Source organism: Citrobacter sp. NCU1, assembly GCF_010231475.1.
In the GTDB taxonomy this organism is placed as follows: domain Bacteria; phylum Pseudomonadota; class Gammaproteobacteria; order Enterobacterales; family Enterobacteriaceae; genus Citrobacter_D.
The window spans coordinates 95,745-113,107 of sequence record NZ_NRDO01000004.1; the positions used below are offsets into that span (position 1 = coordinate 95,745).

The 17,363-nt window shown below is 48.7% G+C and carries 15 protein-coding genes; 3 read left to right on the forward strand and 12 right to left on the reverse strand.

From position 1 onward, the window contains the following. Window positions 1-2 precede the first annotated feature (2 nt). The 3 genes from CJP72_RS01215 to guaB form a co-directional block, all read right to left on the reverse strand. A complete protein-coding gene (locus CJP72_RS01215; RefSeq protein WP_162379090.1) occupies window positions 3-1,097 on the reverse strand; it encodes a NapC/NirT family cytochrome c in 1,095 nt (364 codons plus the stop codon). 606 nt (window positions 1,098-1,703) lie between these two features. Then, window positions 1,704-3,281, reverse strand: a complete 1,578-nt coding sequence (gene guaA / locus CJP72_RS01220; RefSeq protein WP_162379091.1) for a glutamine-hydrolyzing GMP synthase — start codon at window positions 3,279-3,281, stop codon at window positions 1,704-1,706. Between the two features lie 68 nt (window positions 3,282-3,349). Then, entirely contained in the window at window positions 3,350-4,816 is a 1,467-nt protein-coding gene (gene guaB / locus CJP72_RS01225; protein WP_162379092.1) for an IMP dehydrogenase, read from the reverse strand. 161 nt (window positions 4,817-4,977) lie between these two features. Between guaB and xseA the strand changes: the two genes are divergently transcribed. Beyond that, window positions 4,978-6,360, forward strand: a complete 1,383-nt coding sequence (gene xseA / locus CJP72_RS01230; RefSeq protein WP_162379093.1) for an exodeoxyribonuclease VII large subunit — start codon at window positions 4,978-4,980, stop codon at window positions 6,358-6,360. Between the two features lies 1 nt (window position 6,361). Here xseA and CJP72_RS01235 read toward each other — a convergent pair whose 3' ends face one another. From CJP72_RS01235 to CJP72_RS01270, 8 genes are all read right to left on the reverse strand, one after another. After that, the gene (locus CJP72_RS01235; RefSeq protein ID WP_162379164.1) at window positions 6,362-6,580 is read right to left on the reverse strand and encodes a zinc ribbon domain-containing protein; all 219 of its coding nucleotides are present in this window, start codon (window positions 6,578-6,580) and stop codon (window positions 6,362-6,364) included. Window positions 6,581-6,632: 52 nt separating this feature from the next. Then, window positions 6,633-7,724 carry a Gfo/Idh/MocA family oxidoreductase gene (locus CJP72_RS01240; protein ID WP_162379094.1) on the reverse strand — a complete coding sequence of 364 codons (1,092 nt, stop codon included), beginning with the start codon at window positions 7,722-7,724 and terminating at the stop codon, window positions 6,633-6,635. Between the two features lie 142 nt (window positions 7,725-7,866). Further along, on the reverse strand, window positions 7,867-8,877 hold the full coding sequence (locus CJP72_RS01245) for a LacI family DNA-binding transcriptional regulator (RefSeq protein WP_162379095.1): 1,011 nt from the start codon (window positions 8,875-8,877) through the stop codon (window positions 7,867-7,869). Window positions 8,878-8,889: 12 nt separating this feature from the next. Further along, window positions 8,890-9,756, reverse strand: a complete 867-nt coding sequence (locus CJP72_RS01250; RefSeq protein ID WP_162379096.1) for a PTS system mannose/fructose/sorbose family transporter subunit IID — start codon at window positions 9,754-9,756, stop codon at window positions 8,890-8,892. Next, complete coding sequence (locus tag CJP72_RS01255; RefSeq protein WP_193568547.1) at window positions 9,756-10,553, reverse strand: PTS mannose/fructose/sorbose/N-acetylgalactosamine transporter subunit IIC; 798 nt, start codon at window positions 10,551-10,553, stop codon at window positions 9,756-9,758. The genes CJP72_RS01250 and CJP72_RS01255 overlap by 1 nt, the downstream gene beginning before the upstream one ends. Then, window positions 10,546-11,055, reverse strand: a complete 510-nt coding sequence (locus tag CJP72_RS01260) for a PTS system mannose/fructose/N-acetylgalactosamine-transporter subunit IIB (RefSeq protein WP_162379097.1) — start codon at window positions 11,053-11,055, stop codon at window positions 10,546-10,548. The genes CJP72_RS01255 and CJP72_RS01260 overlap by 8 nt, the downstream gene beginning before the upstream one ends. Window positions 11,056-11,057: 2 nt before the next feature. Next, window positions 11,058-11,474, reverse strand: coding sequence for a PTS sugar transporter subunit IIA (locus CJP72_RS01265; protein ID WP_162379098.1), 417 nt, complete (start codon window positions 11,472-11,474; stop codon window positions 11,058-11,060). Next, entirely contained in the window at window positions 11,471-12,508 is a 1,038-nt protein-coding gene (locus CJP72_RS01270; protein WP_162379099.1) for a mannitol dehydrogenase, read from the reverse strand. Before CJP72_RS01270 ends, CJP72_RS01265 begins: the two co-directional genes overlap by 4 nt. 241 nt (window positions 12,509-12,749) lie before the next feature. Between CJP72_RS01270 and CJP72_RS01275 the strand changes: the two genes are divergently transcribed. Continuing rightward, window positions 12,750-14,504, forward strand: coding sequence for a class I mannose-6-phosphate isomerase (locus CJP72_RS01275; RefSeq protein WP_162379100.1), 1,755 nt, complete (start codon window positions 12,750-12,752; stop codon window positions 14,502-14,504). Further along, window positions 14,504-15,622, forward strand: coding sequence for an AGE family epimerase/isomerase (locus CJP72_RS01280; protein ID WP_162379166.1), 1,119 nt, complete (start codon window positions 14,504-14,506; stop codon window positions 15,620-15,622). Before CJP72_RS01275 ends, CJP72_RS01280 begins: the two co-directional genes overlap by 1 nt. Window positions 15,623-15,783: 161 nt before the next feature. Here CJP72_RS01280 and der read toward each other — a convergent pair whose 3' ends face one another. Beyond that, entirely contained in the window at window positions 15,784-17,256 is a 1,473-nt protein-coding gene (gene der / locus CJP72_RS01285) for a ribosome biogenesis GTPase Der (protein WP_162379101.1), read from the reverse strand. Between the last annotated feature and the right edge of the window lie 107 nt (window positions 17,257-17,363).

The window sequence follows — 17,363 nt, forward strand, 5'->3', positions numbered from 1 at the left end:
GCTTATTTATTCATGTCTTTTGCGTTGTACTGGAAATAACGGCTCAGAATATCCAGCTCGTTTTCACTGATGTTGGTTCGTGCTCCCATCCCTTTTGCCACTGAAGGCCAGGCATTCAGGGTAAAGTGCTTCGCGGGGATCGGCGCATGGCAACCTGCGCAATACACATTGTCGAGTTTGCGAGCGTAATCCCACATCGGTTCACGACTGGCCAGAGCTGAAGCACTCCAGTCCCCTTGTAGCGCAACATCCCGCCACGCATTGCCATACTCATCTTTCTTCCAGTCAGAGAGCACGTTTAGCGCCTTCTGACCTTTTTCACTCAGACTGGCAAGGACAAGTCGCTGACCTGCCGCGTAATAAATGACCTGTTCACTGCCCTGCATCTGACTGCCGCGAACTTCAACATGACGCGAGGTTCCCGTGGTTTTCAGCACATGCAGTTGCGTCGCCGGATAAAGCGTCGCCAGATCGCCAAGTGCGCCGGAACTGACAACATAGAGTTCTTTCGTTGATGCGGGCGTTGTGGCCGCCTGTGCTTCAAGCCCTTGTAACGCGGTATCGTCCATTTTTATTTCTGGAGGGAAGTGGGCGACCCCTTTGTGGCAGTCGATACAGGTTTGTTTTTCCTTAGCGCCCATTTCATGCATCTTTCGGGCATCCGCACTTTGCGCTTCGAGATCCATGGCATCCATGCTGTGACAACTGCGACAGGTCGCTGAGTCATTAGCTTTGAGCTCTGCCCATACCGTTTGTGCCATTTCCAGACGATGGTCTTCAAATTTTTCGGGGGTATCGATCTTTTTGCTAATGAACTGGTAATAGATATCTTTTGAAGCACGCAGTTTCGCGAACAGGTAATCCGCGCCGCCTTGCGGAATATGACAATCTGCGCACTCCGCACGGATTCCTTTTTGGTTCTGAAAATGTTTGGACCCCAGATATTCCTCATAAGGAGCCTGCATCGTATGACACGACAAACAAAATTCCGTACTGGATGTTTTATGCAATGTCCATTGCGCGGCCAAAATCACAAAAACACCAAGAATGGCCCCCAGAAGCACCATCCATATAACCATTCTATTTATTTTTTTCATCGTATATCCTGGAAGCCACAAATACCTTTTTATAGGTAGACATTAAATAGTCACCACAGACGACTTGTTGATATTTATCAAATAAAAAGGAAGAAAAAACAGACAAAGAGGAAACTATGAAGGGAGTCTCAAGTTCATATATAGAAAGGGATTCAAACTAAAAAACAACTAAAAATAGCAAATTAAGACCCCATCGCAGGATTATATACCAAAGCAAAAAGTATTATTAAGAATAAAATTCTGACACCTTTTAAATATCACTATCTGCATCTGAAAAACACAACTCGTTATATACTTAACCATATAATGGTGTTTTACTCAAAGCCAGAGAGTTTAAATAATTCACTTAATTTATGATTATAAAAAACTCCAATAATAAAGTTAAAACCCCCCATAAAACATCAACCACAATGTTACTGATAGACTACTTCCATCGCCAAATATTAATTATTTAAACATCGCCACTTAATTTAAGATTATTAAAATACATTTATTAATACATTTCACCACATGGGGATTTATAACATGCATAAAAAAACCCTCTGTAAAAACAGAGGGTTGATTGCGTAATTGAATAGAAATGACTCGCTATGAACTAGCTGTACATCATTCCCACTCAATAGTCGCTGGCGGCTTGCCGCTGATGTCATACACCACACGGGAGATGCCGTTCACTTCGTTGATGATACGGTTGGAGACGCGACCCAGGAAGTCATACGGCAGGTGAGCCCAGTGCGCAGTCATGAAGTCGATAGTTTCGACAGCACGCAGGGAAACAACCCAATCGTACTTACGGCCATCGCCCATCACACCCACAGAACGAACCGGCAGGAAGACGGTGAACGCCTGGCTCACTTTGTTGTACAGGTCAGCTTTATGCAGCTCTTCGATAAAGATAGCATCTGCACGACGCAGCAGGTCGCAGTACTCTTTCTTCACTTCGCCCAGCACGCGAACGCCAAGACCCGGCCCCGGGAATGGGTGACGATAGAGCATGTCGTACGGCAGGCCCAGTTCCAGACCGATTTTACGCACTTCATCTTTGAACAGCTCACGCAGCGGTTCAACCAGCCCCATCTTCATCTCTTTCGGCAGGCCGCCCACGTTGTGGTGAGATTTGATGACGTGCGCTTTACCGGTAGCGGACGCCGCTGACTCGATGACGTCCGGGTAGATGGTACCCTGGGCCAGCCATTTCACGTCTTCCAGTTTCAGCGCTTCTTCGTCGAAAACTTCAACAAAGACGCGGCCGATAATTTTACGTTTCGCTTCCGGATCGTTTTCACCCGCCAGCGCATCGAGGAAGCGTTTTTCGCCTTCCACATGAACGATGTTCAGGCCGAAGTGATCGCCAAACATGTCCATCACCTGCTGGGCTTCGTTAAGACGCAGCAAGCCGTTGTCTACGAAAACGCAGGTCAGGTTTTTGCCAATAGCACGATGCAGCAGCATTGCTGTGACAGAGGAGTCAACACCGCCGGAAAGACCGAGGATCACTTTATCGTCACCCACTTGCTCGCGGATACGGGCAACAGCGTCGTCGATAATTTTCGCCGGGGTCCACAGTGCTTCACACTGGCAAATATCACGCACAAAGCGCTCCAGCATACGCAGGCCCCGGCGAGTGTGAGTCACTTCCGGGTGGAATTGCACACCGTAGAAGCGTTTTTCTTCGTTGGCCATAATCGCAAACGGACAGGTTTCGGTGCTGGCAACCGTGACAAAGTCAGCCGGAATCGCAGTCACTTTGTCGCCGTGGCTCATCCACACGTCCAGAAGCGGTTTGCCATCAGCGGTCAGGGAGTCTTCGATACCGCGAATCAGCGCACTGTCGGTTTTGACTTCAACTTGCGCGTAACCGAACTCACGTTCGTTAGAGCTTTCAACATGACCGCCCAACTGCATTGCCATGGTTTGCATGCCATAACAAACGCCGAAGACCGGAACACCCGCTTCAAACACATACTGCGGTGCGCGTGGGCTATTGTCTTCAGTAGTACTTTCCGGACCGCCGGAAAGGATGATGCCGCTTGGATTGAATTCGCGAATTTGTGCTTCCGTAACATCCCACGCCCACAGTTCGCAGTAAACGCCAAGTTCACGCACGCGACGCGCAACCAGCTGAGTGTACTGAGAACCGAAATCCAGGATGAGAATGCGATGTTTATGAATGTTTTCCGTCATTGACGCTAATTCCGAGGCAAGTGAAACAGATTAAATAAATCGCCCGACACAAGGTCGGGCGAAGAAAATCAGGAGCCCAGACGGTAGTTCGGGGACTCTTTGGTGATCGTCACATCGTGAACGTGACTTTCCTGAATGCCCGCACCGCTGATGCGTACAAACTCTGCTTTGGTACGCAACTCGTCGATGGTACCACAACCGGTCAGTCCCATACAGGAGCGCAGGCCGCCCATCTGCTGGTGAATGATCTCTTTCAGGCGGCCTTTATAGGCAACGCGACCTTCGATACCTTCCGGCACCAGTTTGTCAGCAGCGTTATCGCTCTGGAAATAACGATCAGAGGAACCTTTGGACATCGCGCCAAGAGACCCCATACCACGGTAAGATTTGTAAGAACGGCCCTGGTACAGTTCGATTTCGCCCGGAGATTCTTCGGTACCTGCCAGCATGGAACCTACCATCACGGCAGCCGCGCCTGCTGCGATCGCTTTCGCGATATCGCCGGAGAAACGGATACCGCCGTCAGCGATAACCGGAATGCCGGTACCTTCCAGCGCTTCAACCGCGTCTGATACTGCGGTGATTTGCGGAACCCCGACGCCGGTAACAATACGTGTCGTACAGATTGAACCAGGACCGATACCGACTTTCACTGCGCTCACGCCAGCGTCAGCCAACGCACGTGCGCCAGCGCCTGTCGCCACGTTACCGCCGATGATTTGCAGATCCGGGTATTTTGCGCGGGTTTCACGAATACGCTGCAGAACACCTTCAGAATGACCGTGAGAGGAGTCGATCAGCAGCACATCAACACCGGCAGCCACCAGCGCATCAACGCGCTCTTCATTGCCCGCGCCCGCGCCAACTGCCGCGCCAACGCGCAAGCGACCATGCTCGTCTTTACAGGAATTCGGTTTACGTTCCGCTTTCTGGAAGTCTTTTACGGTAATCATGCCGCGCAGATGGAAACCACCATCAACCACCAGGGCTTTTTCAACGCGTTTTTCGTGCATTTTCGCTAACACAACGTCACGGGCTTCGCCTTCACGAACAGTCACCAGACGCTCTTTCGGCGTCATGTACACGCTCACCGGCTGGTTCAGGTCCGTCACAAAACGGACATCACGACCTGTGATAATGCCGACCAGTTCGTTGTCTTCAGTGACGACCGGGTAACCGGCAAAACCATTACGTTCGGTCAGCTCTTTGACTTCACGCAACGTGGTGGTAGGCAGGACAGTCTGTGGGTCGGTCACGACACCGGACTCATGTTTTTTCACACGGCGAACTTCTTCGGCCTGGCGCTCAATAGACATGTTCTTGTGGATAAAACCGATGCCGCCTTCCTGCGCCAGGGCAATCGCCAGACGCGCTTCCGTCACGGTGTCCATTGCTGCAGAGAGCATAGGGATGTTCAGGCGAATGGTTTTCGTTAACTGCGTGCTGAGATCGGCAGTATTCGGCAGAACGGTAGAATGAGCGGGAACGAGGAGGACGTCGTCAAACGTCAAAGCTTCTTTAGCAATACGTAGCATGGGCAATATCTCTGACCTGGGGGTGGTTAAATATTGCCGTGGCATTATACAGAGCGGAACCGATTGCTTCCACACTTTTTTGCAAATAATACTTGCGCTCCTGTGTAGGCGGGTTACTATCGACTGAATAACCTGCTGATTTAGAATTTGATCCCGCTCACATGTTATCCGCTCAAACCTCCTCAATCTTCACTGTTAGCCGCCTCAATCAGACGGTTCGTTTGCTGCTTGAACAAGAAATGGGGCAGGTCTGGATCAGCGGCGAGATCTCAAATTTTACCCAACCCTCTTCCGGTCACTGGTACTTCACGCTAAAAGACGACACAGCCCAGGTCCGCTGCGCGATGTTTCGCAACAGCAACCGCCGCGTCACCTTTCGCCCACAGCACGGGCAGCAGGTTCTGGTTCGCGCCAATATTACGCTCTATGAACCGCGCGGCGACTATCAAATTATCGTCGAAAGCATGCAGCCCGCGGGTGAAGGGTTACTTCAGCAGAAATATGAACAGTTAAAAGCAGCGCTGCAGGCTGAAGGTCTTTTCGATCAACAGCGAAAGAAATCACTCCCCTCCCCCGCACACTGCGTAGGGGTGATTACCTCTAAAACCGGCGCAGCGCTGCACGATATTCTCCATGTTCTGAAACGTCGCGATCCGTCGTTGCCGGTGATCATTTACCCGACAGCCGTACAGGGCGATGATGCACCGGGGCAAATCGTTCGCGCCATTGAACTGGCGAACGTGCGCAACGAGTGTGATGTGTTAATTGTCGGGCGCGGCGGCGGTTCGCTGGAAGATTTATGGAGTTTCAACGACGAACGCGTTGCGCGGGCCATATTTGCCAGCCAGATTCCGGTGGTCAGTGCCGTTGGCCATGAAACCGACGTCACGATTGCTGATTTTGTTGCCGATCTGCGGGCACCAACCCCCTCCGCAGCTGCGGAAATCGTCAGTCGCAATCAACAGGAATTGCTACGCCAGGTGCAGTCTGCACAGCAACGGCTGGAGATGGCGATGGATTATTATCTCGCCAACCGCGCGCGCCGTTTTACCCAGATCCATCACCGCTTACAGCAGCAGCATCCTCAGCTACGGCTGGCACGCCAGCAAACTGCGCTGGAGCGTCTGCAAAAACGGATGCGTTTTGCCCTTGAGAACCAACTCAAACGTGCGTCGTCGCAACAGCAACGTCTGGTACAACGCCTGAATCAGCAAAGCCCACAGCCGCGAATTCATCGCGCCCAGACGCGTCTCCAGCAGCTGGAATATCGCCTTGCGGAAACGTTGCGCGCAAAGCTCAGCGCCACGCGTGAACGCTTCGGCAACGCCGTGACCCACCTTGAGGCCGTCAGCCCACTTTCAACACTGGCGCGCGGTTATAGCGTAACCCGCACTGCCGATGGCGCAGTGCTGAAGCAGGTTAAGCAGGTGAAAACAGGCGAAATAATGACCACCCGCCTGGAGGATGGCTGGGTGGAGAGTCAGGTTCTTGATATCACGTCGGTGAAACTGAAGCGTAAACGCAGGCCTGCGGCGAAATCATGATTCAGTCTTGAACCACAAACTCTACGCGTTTTTTTGAAATTAACCCATGACCGTGCTGGCAAAAATAATCTACGGCACCGCAGGCTTTTAAAACCTGCAAGGGTTGATGGCAATCCGGGCATCGAGCTTCCAGTTTGAAATCTTTCTCACATGACGCACAGTGCGCATGATCACCTCTTGCGTCCAGAAAACCTTGGCAAACAGGGCAAATAAGTTCCATCATCTTTCCTTACTGAACGTTATCTTCTTCTTATTTTAACATGTTCAGATGCTCAATGCGGACCACGTAGTTGTTGTTGCAGTTGCAGCAATGCCTCAACCTCCTCAATTCGCCGTTGTGTTAGCTGAGCGACATTATTCGGTGCCTGAGTAAATACACTGTTCGCGCCTAAAATGCAGTCCTGCAGACAATGTGCATACACCGCGCCCGGTTTTCGCCAACGAAGCGTCTGTCTGCCATCAATCAACTCAACAACCTCTCCCGAACGCTCTCTGTCCTGACTAATGATTTTCCCGTCACGTAGCCAAAGTCGTATTCCTTTCTGGCCTCCGGCAGACCCGGCATATTTATTTAGATAAATATTAACGGGGATCCCACACAATTCACCGAATAAATGTGCCTCGCCCTCAGCAGTCTGCAGATCACCTTGCGTAATCGGAACCCCAAGACGATCCTTCGCCGATTGCACCTCAAGGTGCAGAAAATTGTCCCCTCCACAATGGTGGAGAGTTTCCCTAAGCATCGCCAACACGTGCGTACCAATATCAACGATGACACCGTCAGGATGATGTAACTGGCGAGTGTCGATTTCACCCGTGGCAAAATTCAGCGCTACAGGTTCACCTTTCTCGTTAAAGCCACTGGGCTCTTGCAGGAATCCATCAATACGAACGATATCCTGTAGCGACGTTATCAAAGGTTGACCCGGAGGGTTGCCATTTTCTGCCTGCCAGCTGCTATCCAATTCGCCCAACGCCAGTTTCAGCGCCCCCGCTCGCGCCATCCAGTGGTCAAGCGCCAGAACGCGACGAGCGCTGTCGGGATCATTCAAAAGAACGCGCAGCCGGGAAATCTGCGCAAGTGTTGCCACGACAGGTTTCTCAATCACAATGTTAGCCACGGTAAACGTCAGAGCTGCTTCCAGAATTGGCAAATGCTGAAGTGAGGTCGTCGTGATAAAAAGCATATCAAGCGGCTTCGCCAGCAGAGATGCCAGCGACTCACAGCATTGTACCCCCGGCAAACGTCTGTCTGGGTTAACATCAAACCCCCAACATATTTCCGGCTGACTGGACAACCGCTTAAGCGCGGGCAAATATGCCGTTTCCACAACGGCGCCTAACCCAACGAATCCGATCTGCATAACGCGACTGCCTCAATTGTCAGTTTCCCATTCTGATTATGCGTTAACGGGTCAGACAATGCGCAGCCGTTCTTGCATAAGCATGGCGAAAAACCGCCGGGAGGGATCCTCCAGGCGGTGCGAATCTGGCAAAGGGATTATCTTATTTATGATTAGATGAATTGCGCCAGTGGATGTGGGAATGAAGTAACGTAACACTTGGCGGATCTTCTGGTTTGTTGAGACGGGCAAGCAAACGCTCCACTATATGCTCTGCAAACACATTGATTTGCACTTCAGCAGTGGTCAATGAAGGAAACCACCCCTTAGCATCATTCAAACCATCAAAACCAGTAACTGCTATTTCACTGCCCACCTTTTTACCAAGATACTGTAATGCGTTCATTGCGCCAAACGCCACGACATCCTGATAGCAGACAAGAGACGTTATGGGAGTATCTTGCTGAAAAAGCCTCATGGTCGTCTCTGCCCCAGCACTCATGCTCGACGCGCAGTAATACACATAGGCATCATTCCATGTGATTCCTGCATCCTCGTGAGCATCCTTCCAACCCTGCAAACGTTGGCGGCGTAAACGCGAATGCTGACTTCCGCCGATAAAGGCAATATGCCTGTGTCCATCATTAATGAGACGAGTTGTTAAATCGTAAGCCGCCTGGTAGTTATCTATGCCAATAAAGTCACATTCATGACTACCAATGGGACGTAGAAAAGTGATTGTCGGGCTTAAATCACGCCAGGCATTGAGATGCTCAGCTGTTGTTTCCCAGGTCGGACACAACAGTACAGCCAGCGCGTTATGCCGCTTCATTAAATGCAGGTAACTTTGCTGACTTTCCAAATTTTCATCAGAACAGGCCAGAATGGTCGCAAACCCGTGTTTCACCAACTCTCTATTAATTTTGGCAATTAATTCAGTGTAATAAGGGTTACTTAAGTCATGAATTACCAGCCCAATAATATTCGACTTATTGCTGCGCAACGTAGCAGCCGTTTCATTATAGGTATAATCCAAAGCTTCTATTGCATCCAAAACGCGCTGGCGGGTTTTGGTGGAAACCCTGCCAGATCGATTGCTAAGCACATTGGAGACTGTCGCCGTAGATACTTTTGCCCAGGCTGCTACATCAGCTACCGTCGCGCGTTTTGTCATGCTTTTACTCCGTCAAAAAATACCGATAAACGCGCCAATACCTGACACAACAAGGGTAACCAACATGGTTTTCACCACCGATAGTCTAAATTTTGTCAACAACAACCAAACACCAATAACAGCGAGCAACGGTAGCAAATGAGGGAAAATACCGTCAAGAATATTTTGGGCGCTAATATTAACCTTGCCAGAATTAAAAGACAGCGGTGTCGTCAGCGTAATATATGTTGATGCAATACCGCCAATCACTGTCACCCCAATGATTGACATACACTCACGTAATTTATTGGCATTTTCACTCACAAATAAATCGACAGCTTTAACACCCAGACGATAACCTGAATGAAAAACCCGGTAACTGAGGCCTATTATCAGAAAATTAAATACCACAATATAAAACAGTGGGCCGAGAACAGATCCTCCTGCCGACAATGAAATGGCAATACTAAGTAAGACTGGGATCAACGTCCCCTGGATAGATGAGTCGCCAATCCCTGCCAGCGGCCCCATGAGTGAATTCTTTACGGTTTGGATAGTGTTAGCATCGACCGGTTCCCCTCGCGCACGTTGCTCTTCCATACCGATGACAATCCCTGGAATCATTGCTCCCAGTTGCGGTTCGGTATTGAAATAAGAGGTATGAGGAAGCAGTACTTCTGCCTGACGAGCTTTATCATTGGGGTAGAATTTTTCTACCGCAGGCATCAATGACTTAACAAAACCGTGCCCTTCCATACGATCATATGATGCAACGGTAATATTGTGCATCGCCCAGTTAAGCCAACTTTTTCGTAATGTTTTCGCATCCAGAGTTTCAGACTTAATGGCAGAATGTGCTGTTGTGATAGTAGAGTCAGCGATAGTATATTTCTGAGTCATTAGAATTCATCCTCGTTAACATTTGCGGAGGCAGTATATTTACCTGGCTTGTATTTATAATGAATTAATGCCAACAAAAGACTGATAATCACCAAGGCGATCATATTTACTTTCATAAATACGACACATACGAAGCCAAAAAGAAAATAAATCAGCATCGTTTTCTCAATTATCGCCTGGCGCATCAGCATAGCAATACCTACTGCAGGCAGCACGCCGCCAAAGACAGAAACAACATGCATCAAAGATGCAGGCATAGCGTTAACCAGCCATTCAATATATTTTGGACCATACATACAGGCCAAAACTACAGGAACAAAACGGACAACAAAGTTACTGAGTTGGGGGAACCAGATCGCATTGCGTTGCCAGGCTTTTTTATCCTGTGCCGCCAGTGCGTTATCCGCTCGAGTATTCCAGAAGACATTTGACAACATCGTAAAGTTAAAAATAATAGTTCCTGCCACACCAATAGTCGCCGCAAGTGTCACTGCGACTTTCGCATCCTGCCCTGAAAGAATTGCCAATGGCAGAGCCAACCAGGAAACAAAATTAAGATCTTGTGGCATCGCATTACCCGGCGAAACAAACGCGATATACACGGTCTGTACGGCAACACCAATAATTATTGCATTCTCTATATCGCCTACAATAATCCCGGTGATAAAAGCAGCGACAAGGGGTCTCGATAACGTATACCAACCACCTGTTAACCCTAAAAGCCAGGGGGTCGTTAACGCCCCTAAATAACAAAAAACGCCGATCAGCATTGCCTGAAAGAGATTGATTTCAATCATGATTTGCCCCGTCTAATTTTTTCACAGCGGATTCCCAACTAACGGCCACAGTATCCGGTAGCAGGCGGAATTCAATATTAAATCCCAATCCAGCCAGATGATTGAATGCGGGGATTTCCTCAGAGGTAATACTTTGCCCTTTATTCACCGGAATGGCGTCCTGGCGTTTCGAAAGCGGTCCAACATTGACTTTACTGATGGCCTGACGTAATTCAGGCACTGCGGTCACCAAACGCGAAAGCCCCTTAGCATTACGGGCAATAACATAGTATTGTTTTTGTGACTCGATAACTTTCGGTAACTTTTGTGTCGCCTCCTCAATGCTAAATACCCACGTTTTAACTGATGGCAAAATCGATAATAACACGCGCTTCTGCATTTCATTATTTGCCGCATCATCATCAATCACCACAATTCCATCACATGGACTGGAACCGATCCAACTGGCAGCCATTTGACCATGAATAAGTCGGTCGTCAATGCGTAAAAAGGAAACAGCCATTATCAGAAGTCCTCCTCAGTGGATATTATTTCTTTAAAAGTACCAACGGCTTCTCTACCTGTTGTAATAATTTCAAGAACCATTTCATCAAGTGGTATATCACTTATCTCCAGAGCGGCCAGAACCATTGAGAAATTTGTGCCCGACAAGACTGCAACCCCGTCATATTCAAGAGAAAGCTCGACACCAACGTTATAAGGTGTACCTGCCGGAATATCAGTGAGAATAAGAATATCCGTTTTGCCTTCAATCCTGAATCGACGAACTAATTCACCCAATTCAGCTTTGAATGACTCAATCCCCACTTCCTGAGACAACATGACCGTATGAAAATTATCCTGCGGGCCAATGACCATCTCGACACTGTCTCGCATTCCAGTTGCAGATAAACCATGAGCTGCAAATATAATTTCTGTCATAGCGCATTCTCGAGTTTACTGACAATTTCACAGTTATTGATATTTTTTAGTGCCTGAGCTCTGGCCAATTTACTGTCAACCTGAAGCGTGGCCCAACTGTTGATCAGTTTATTCAAAAAAGGAATTGCAGCATCAATATTAATGTTTCTCCGCTGCAATACTGTTAACGGAAAAATAAATCGTTCTGTGGGTCGTATTTTCTCAAGAAAATTACGCGCAACACTCGTCAAATCGCGCTGGATCGCTGAATTAGATAAACGTAGACGTTTTTTTTCAGCAATACGATCAAGGTAGGATTTTTCCAACTGATATTCTTGTTGTAAGTAGAATTTCATCAATTCCATATAGTCATTCATATCGGCATTAAGCGCACAATCACTGGCTGCTTCATACATATAGCGATAACCTGCAGCTAAGCCGAGAAAACAGATCCCGTCAGCCCAGGTATTCACTAAAATTCGCTTTTCCTGGAATTTACGCTCAATGTTTTGCGTGACTTCAAATTTTCCAGGAATCATCGCCCCTGGCAGCGACTGTACAGAGACTGCCCCCCATGATTCTGTTTCTATTACCAGAGAATCAGGCCAACAAGAAGAACAAATTCTGTCCACCATGCAATCAGGAAGGTACCAGCCATCGGCATTTACACCGACTTCCTGCATTTGCGAGCCAAAGAAACTACCGCTATGTTCGATGTTCTCGCAGCAGATAACTGTTTTCGGTGGAATATCTTTGAGCAATTTAGCCACATGATACAGATTTTCTTTTCGCACTGAGGTCGTGATAACCGCCGCTTTTGCCAGCCATTCAATTAACGACGTATCCGCAGAATGAAACACATCCTTCAATTCTACCCTGCAAATTTCGTGAGTATCGGTAAATGAAATCTCGTACCCCCTTTGCACTTTCAGGGCCTCAATGAGCGCGCGCTCAGTATCGACAGCAATAACGTCGTAACCGCTTTCACACAAAAACGGAATAACAAGCCCCCGACCTAAAGCACCTGTACCAAAATGGATCGCCAGTGGTTTCATTTAAATATCTCCCTGATAAGCTCAAACAAGGTTATTCGTTTTACCTACATTATGTCGATTAAATGAGCGTAAATTTACGATACCTGTCACGATCTTCATAAAACCCATGGCAATCAAAAATAAAAGTAAAACAAAATCAATTAGATAAACAAAACCATCTTTTTTTGCCCTCTGGAATGATACGGAGTCTTGTCTTATAGTCTGGTCATTAAAGTTAAACGTTTAACCTTAGGAGAAAAGTATGGGCTACCTTAAGCACCCTGCCAACTATGACAAATTCCCTGCGGTCAATGTCACCGAAAAGGCTACACCCGCAACAGGTTGGGCGCATATTGCACAGCAAATTCAACAGAATATCTCTGCAGACCACTCTGCGGTTATTGCGATTGATTGTTACCCAGGGGTCAATAAATCAGCCATCCAAAATGCATTAAGTCGCTTTCCTGCTTTTCAGCAGGCACTCTGGTTGGATGCAGATGATTGTTATCAAAAGGGAAGCGCGTTAGATTCGCGCCTCTCAGAAACGCTGACAAATGACAGAGTCTTCGGTGTTATGAGCTGCGCAAACCTCAGGGATTATCTTGATTCCTGCGCCGTTGAGACACTTAATAAGACGCTAGCGTCCAGCGAAAGTGTGGTATTTGTCATAGGTACAGGCGCGGCACTGATCACAAAAAGCGACTTACTCATTTACGCCGATTATCCTCGCTGGCAGCGACAACTCGACTGGCGCGCGGGCGCCAGTAACTGGCTGGCAGACAACCCTAATGAGGACATCCTAAAAAAATACAAACGCGGTTTTTTCTGGGAGTGGCGTATCGCCGATCGTCACAAGCGCGAATTGTTTGAACAATTTGATTTTTATATTGATACCCTGACACAACCTCCCGTAATGATCGACAATACCACCTTTCACGCCGCTCTTGATGCCTGCCTGAAGACGCCATTCCGACTCAATCCTTTCTTTGATCCCGGTGTGTGGGGTGGAAAATGGATGGAAGAAGTGTGCGACCTTCCATCGACAGAGAAAAATTATGCCTGGTGCTTTGATGGCGTTCCTGAAGAGAACAGCCTGACGCTCAATTTCGGCGAGAACACCATGACTATACCCGCTATCAACCTGGTACTCGCCCGCCCATCAGAGTTACTGGGAGAACGTAACTATGCTCGCTTTGGTGCAGAGTTCCCTATTCGGTTTGACTTCCTCGATACTATGTCTGGTGGAAACTTAAGCCTGCAGGTTCATCCTTCTACAGATTACATTCAGCAAAATTTTGGTATGCATTACACTCAGGATGAGAGCTATTACATTCTCGATGCTGGCGACGATGCCAGCGTCTGGCTTGGATTTCGCACAGGTGTAAAAAAGCAACAGCTGGTTGCCGCAGTCGAAGAAGCACAGAAAACCGGCGAACTTGATGTAGAAAAATACGTCAATTGCTTCCCGGTGAAAAAACATGACCACGTGCTGATTCCGGCAGGAACCGTTCACTGTTCCGGTAGTAACGCAATGATTCTTGAAATATCAGCGACGCCATACATTTTCACTTTCAAACTGTGGGACTGGGGCCGAGTAGGACTGGACCAGAAACCACGCCCGGTGCATCTCAACCATGGCAGTATGGTTATGCGTGAAGAGCGTGATACTGAATGGTGTCGCGAGCAACTCATTAACACAACCACACCAATATATGAGTCAACAGGCTGGCGTTGTGAACGTACTGGTCTACATGAACTTGAGTTTATCGACACTCACCGTTACTGGGTGACAAAAGAGGTCGAAATCGCCACGCATGGTGAATTCCAGATGCTCAACCTGGTGGAAGGTAAAGAAGCCATCATTGAGAGCCCCGATCACCGCTTTGCTCCCTTCATCGTCCATTATGCGGAAACGGTTATTATTCCCGCAGCGCTTGAACACTACCGTATCCGCTCGCCACAGCAGAAAGAAATTGCTGTCATTGTGGCGAATGTACGCCAGGCGGAGATCGTGTGATGCTGATAAATACAAAAGAATTTGTCACCTGGATGCACAACACTGCGCTCCCTTGCTTTCTGAGCCAGGGTATCAAAACTCGGGAAGACGGTTCGATCTGCTTTGCTGAAACCCTACCAGAGCGTTCACCGTTAATCCGTAGTCGTGTGCAAACGCGCCAGCTTTATGTCTTCGCTCACGCCACTCGAACAGGTTGGTGCGACGCAAGTGAAATTTTGAATAACATCATGAAAGAGGGTTTGGCGGACTTTATCGATAAAGATGGCGCTTTTCTCTTTTCCAATGCCGGCGATGCGCTCGCCTTGCAGACGAATACCTACGAGCAGGCTTTCGCATTGCTGGCATTTAGCGAGTTGTACTCATTGACTAACGATCGCCATATACTGACGCATGCAGAAAAATTGCACGATTGGATGAAAATACACCTGTCACTTGCAGAGGGAGGTTATGCGCTTAACACCGCCCGTCCCGAAAAGTTAAGCCAGAATCCCCATATGCACCTGTTCGAAGCGATGCTTTCCTGGTGGGCGATTACGGGCGACTCCCGCTGGGAACACGAAGCGCATTACCTGTTTAAGTTATTCCGCGAGCGGTTCTTCCATCAGGAAAAGCAGTGTCTGGTGGAATTTTTTGCCCCTGGTTGGCAACCCACACTGGTAGAGTCTCAATACATAGATCCAGGTCATCATCATGAGTGGACATGGTTACTCCACGAATATCAGAAACTTTCGGGTATTGATACATCACACTGGCGCGCTGCGCTGCAACGCCTTGCCATCGACCATGGAGAAAATCCACTCACGAAGGCTGTCATGAATGAAATTCATATCAATAAAACACCTTATCGCGCAACAAGTCGCCTCTGGTGCCAGACTGAACGGCTGAAGGCTGATGTGGTCGCATATGAAACAACCCAGGATAAATCGGTGTTACCTACTCTGGATGAACATGCGGCCAGACTGATGCAACAATACGTCTATGGCGAAACCGCAACAGTATATTGCGATGAAATATCCGCGAAAGGGGAACGCATTTCACAACCCGCCCCAGCATCGACGCTTTATCATCTGTACGTTTCATGCCGACAGGTCGAAAAAGTCATCCAGTCACTATCATGAACGTATGGGCACGCAGCACGTTGCACTCCGGGCTGATAACCTGCAGTACCGCTATTTGGTTGCAGATTTTCTATCCCGGATTGCCGTAATAACATGGGTTACAGGCGAAAAAAAGCCCGCATAATGGAGCCAATCCATAATGCGGGCTTTGAGATGAGTGATTACTTACTTTTCTTGATGTGCTTAATCAGACGCTTACGCTTACGCATCTGGGTTGGGGTCAACGTATTGCGTTTGTTGGCATACGGGTTTTCCCCTTCTTTAAACTGAATGCGGATCGGTGTCCCCATCACTTCCAGTGACTTACGGAAGTAGTTCATCAGATAACGCTTGTAGGAATCCGGCAAATCTTTCACCTGGTTACCGTGAATCACCACGATTGGCGGGTTATAACCACCGGCATGGGCATATTTCAACTTAACGCGACGACCGCGCACCAGCGGCGGCTGGTGATCTTCTGCCGCCATCGTCATGATACGGGTCAGCATAGCCGTGCTCACGCGACGCGTTGAGCTGTCGTACGCCTCACGAATAGATTCAAACAGGTTGCCCACACCGCTGCCGTGCAGTGCAGAAATAAAGTGTACGCGGGCAAAATCAATAAAGCCCAGACGGAAGTCCAGCGTCTCTTTTACCTGCTCTTTGACTTCCTGGGTCAGGCCATCCCATTTGTTCACCACAATAACAAGTGAGCGCCCACTATTGAGAATGAAGCCCAGCAACGACAGATCCTGATCGGAAATACCTTCGCGCGCGTCAATCACCAGCATCACCACGTTGGCGTCTTCAATCGCCTGCAACGTTTTGATAACGGAGAATTTTTCTACCGCGTCAGTGATTTTACCCCGTTTGCGAACACCCGCGGTATCAATCAGTACATACTCACGCTCATCGCGTTCCATCGGAATATAGATACTGTCACGCGTGGTGCCCGGCATGTCATAGACGACAACGCGATCTTCACCCAAAATACGGTTAGTCAGTGTGGACTTACCTACGTTCGGACGGCCGACGATAGCCAGCTTGATCGGCAGATCTTGCGGGTTGAAATCATCTTCCGGCTCTTCTTCACCGTTTTCTTCGGCTGCAAGCTTCGCCCAATACTCCGCATCTTCATCGACTTCTTCCTGCGGAGCGACATCATCCATCCACGGCAGCAGCACGTGTTCCAGCAGACTCAGTACGCCACGCCCATGAGATGCCGCAATCGGGTGGATTTCGCCTAAACCCAGTGAATAGAAATCGACGATCGCCTGGTCAGGATCAAGGCCGTCCGTTTTGTTGGCAACAAGGAATGTCGGCTTCTGGCGAGAACGCAGATGCTGAGCGATGGCTTCATCGGCGGGCATCAGCCCTGCTCGTGCATCAACCATGAATAACACTACATCGGCCTCTTCAATCGCCAACAGCGACTGTTCCGCCATACGCGTCTCGACGCCGTCTTCAGTGCCATCAATACCACCAGTATCGATACAGATAAACTCGCGGCCTTCAACTTCCGCACGACCGTACTTACGGTCACGAGTCAGACCCGGGAAATCCGCAACCAGCGCATCTCGGGTGCGAGTTAGACGGTTAAATAACGTGGATTTTCCGACGTTAGGGCGCCCGACAAGCGCGACCACAGGTACCATGTTTAAAGCCTCATTTAAAAAATCATCAGACAACGCGCACATTTTATGCCGTTGTTAAAAACAGTAAAACGGCCCCTGCACCAGGAGCCGTTTTTCAAAGCGAGCGG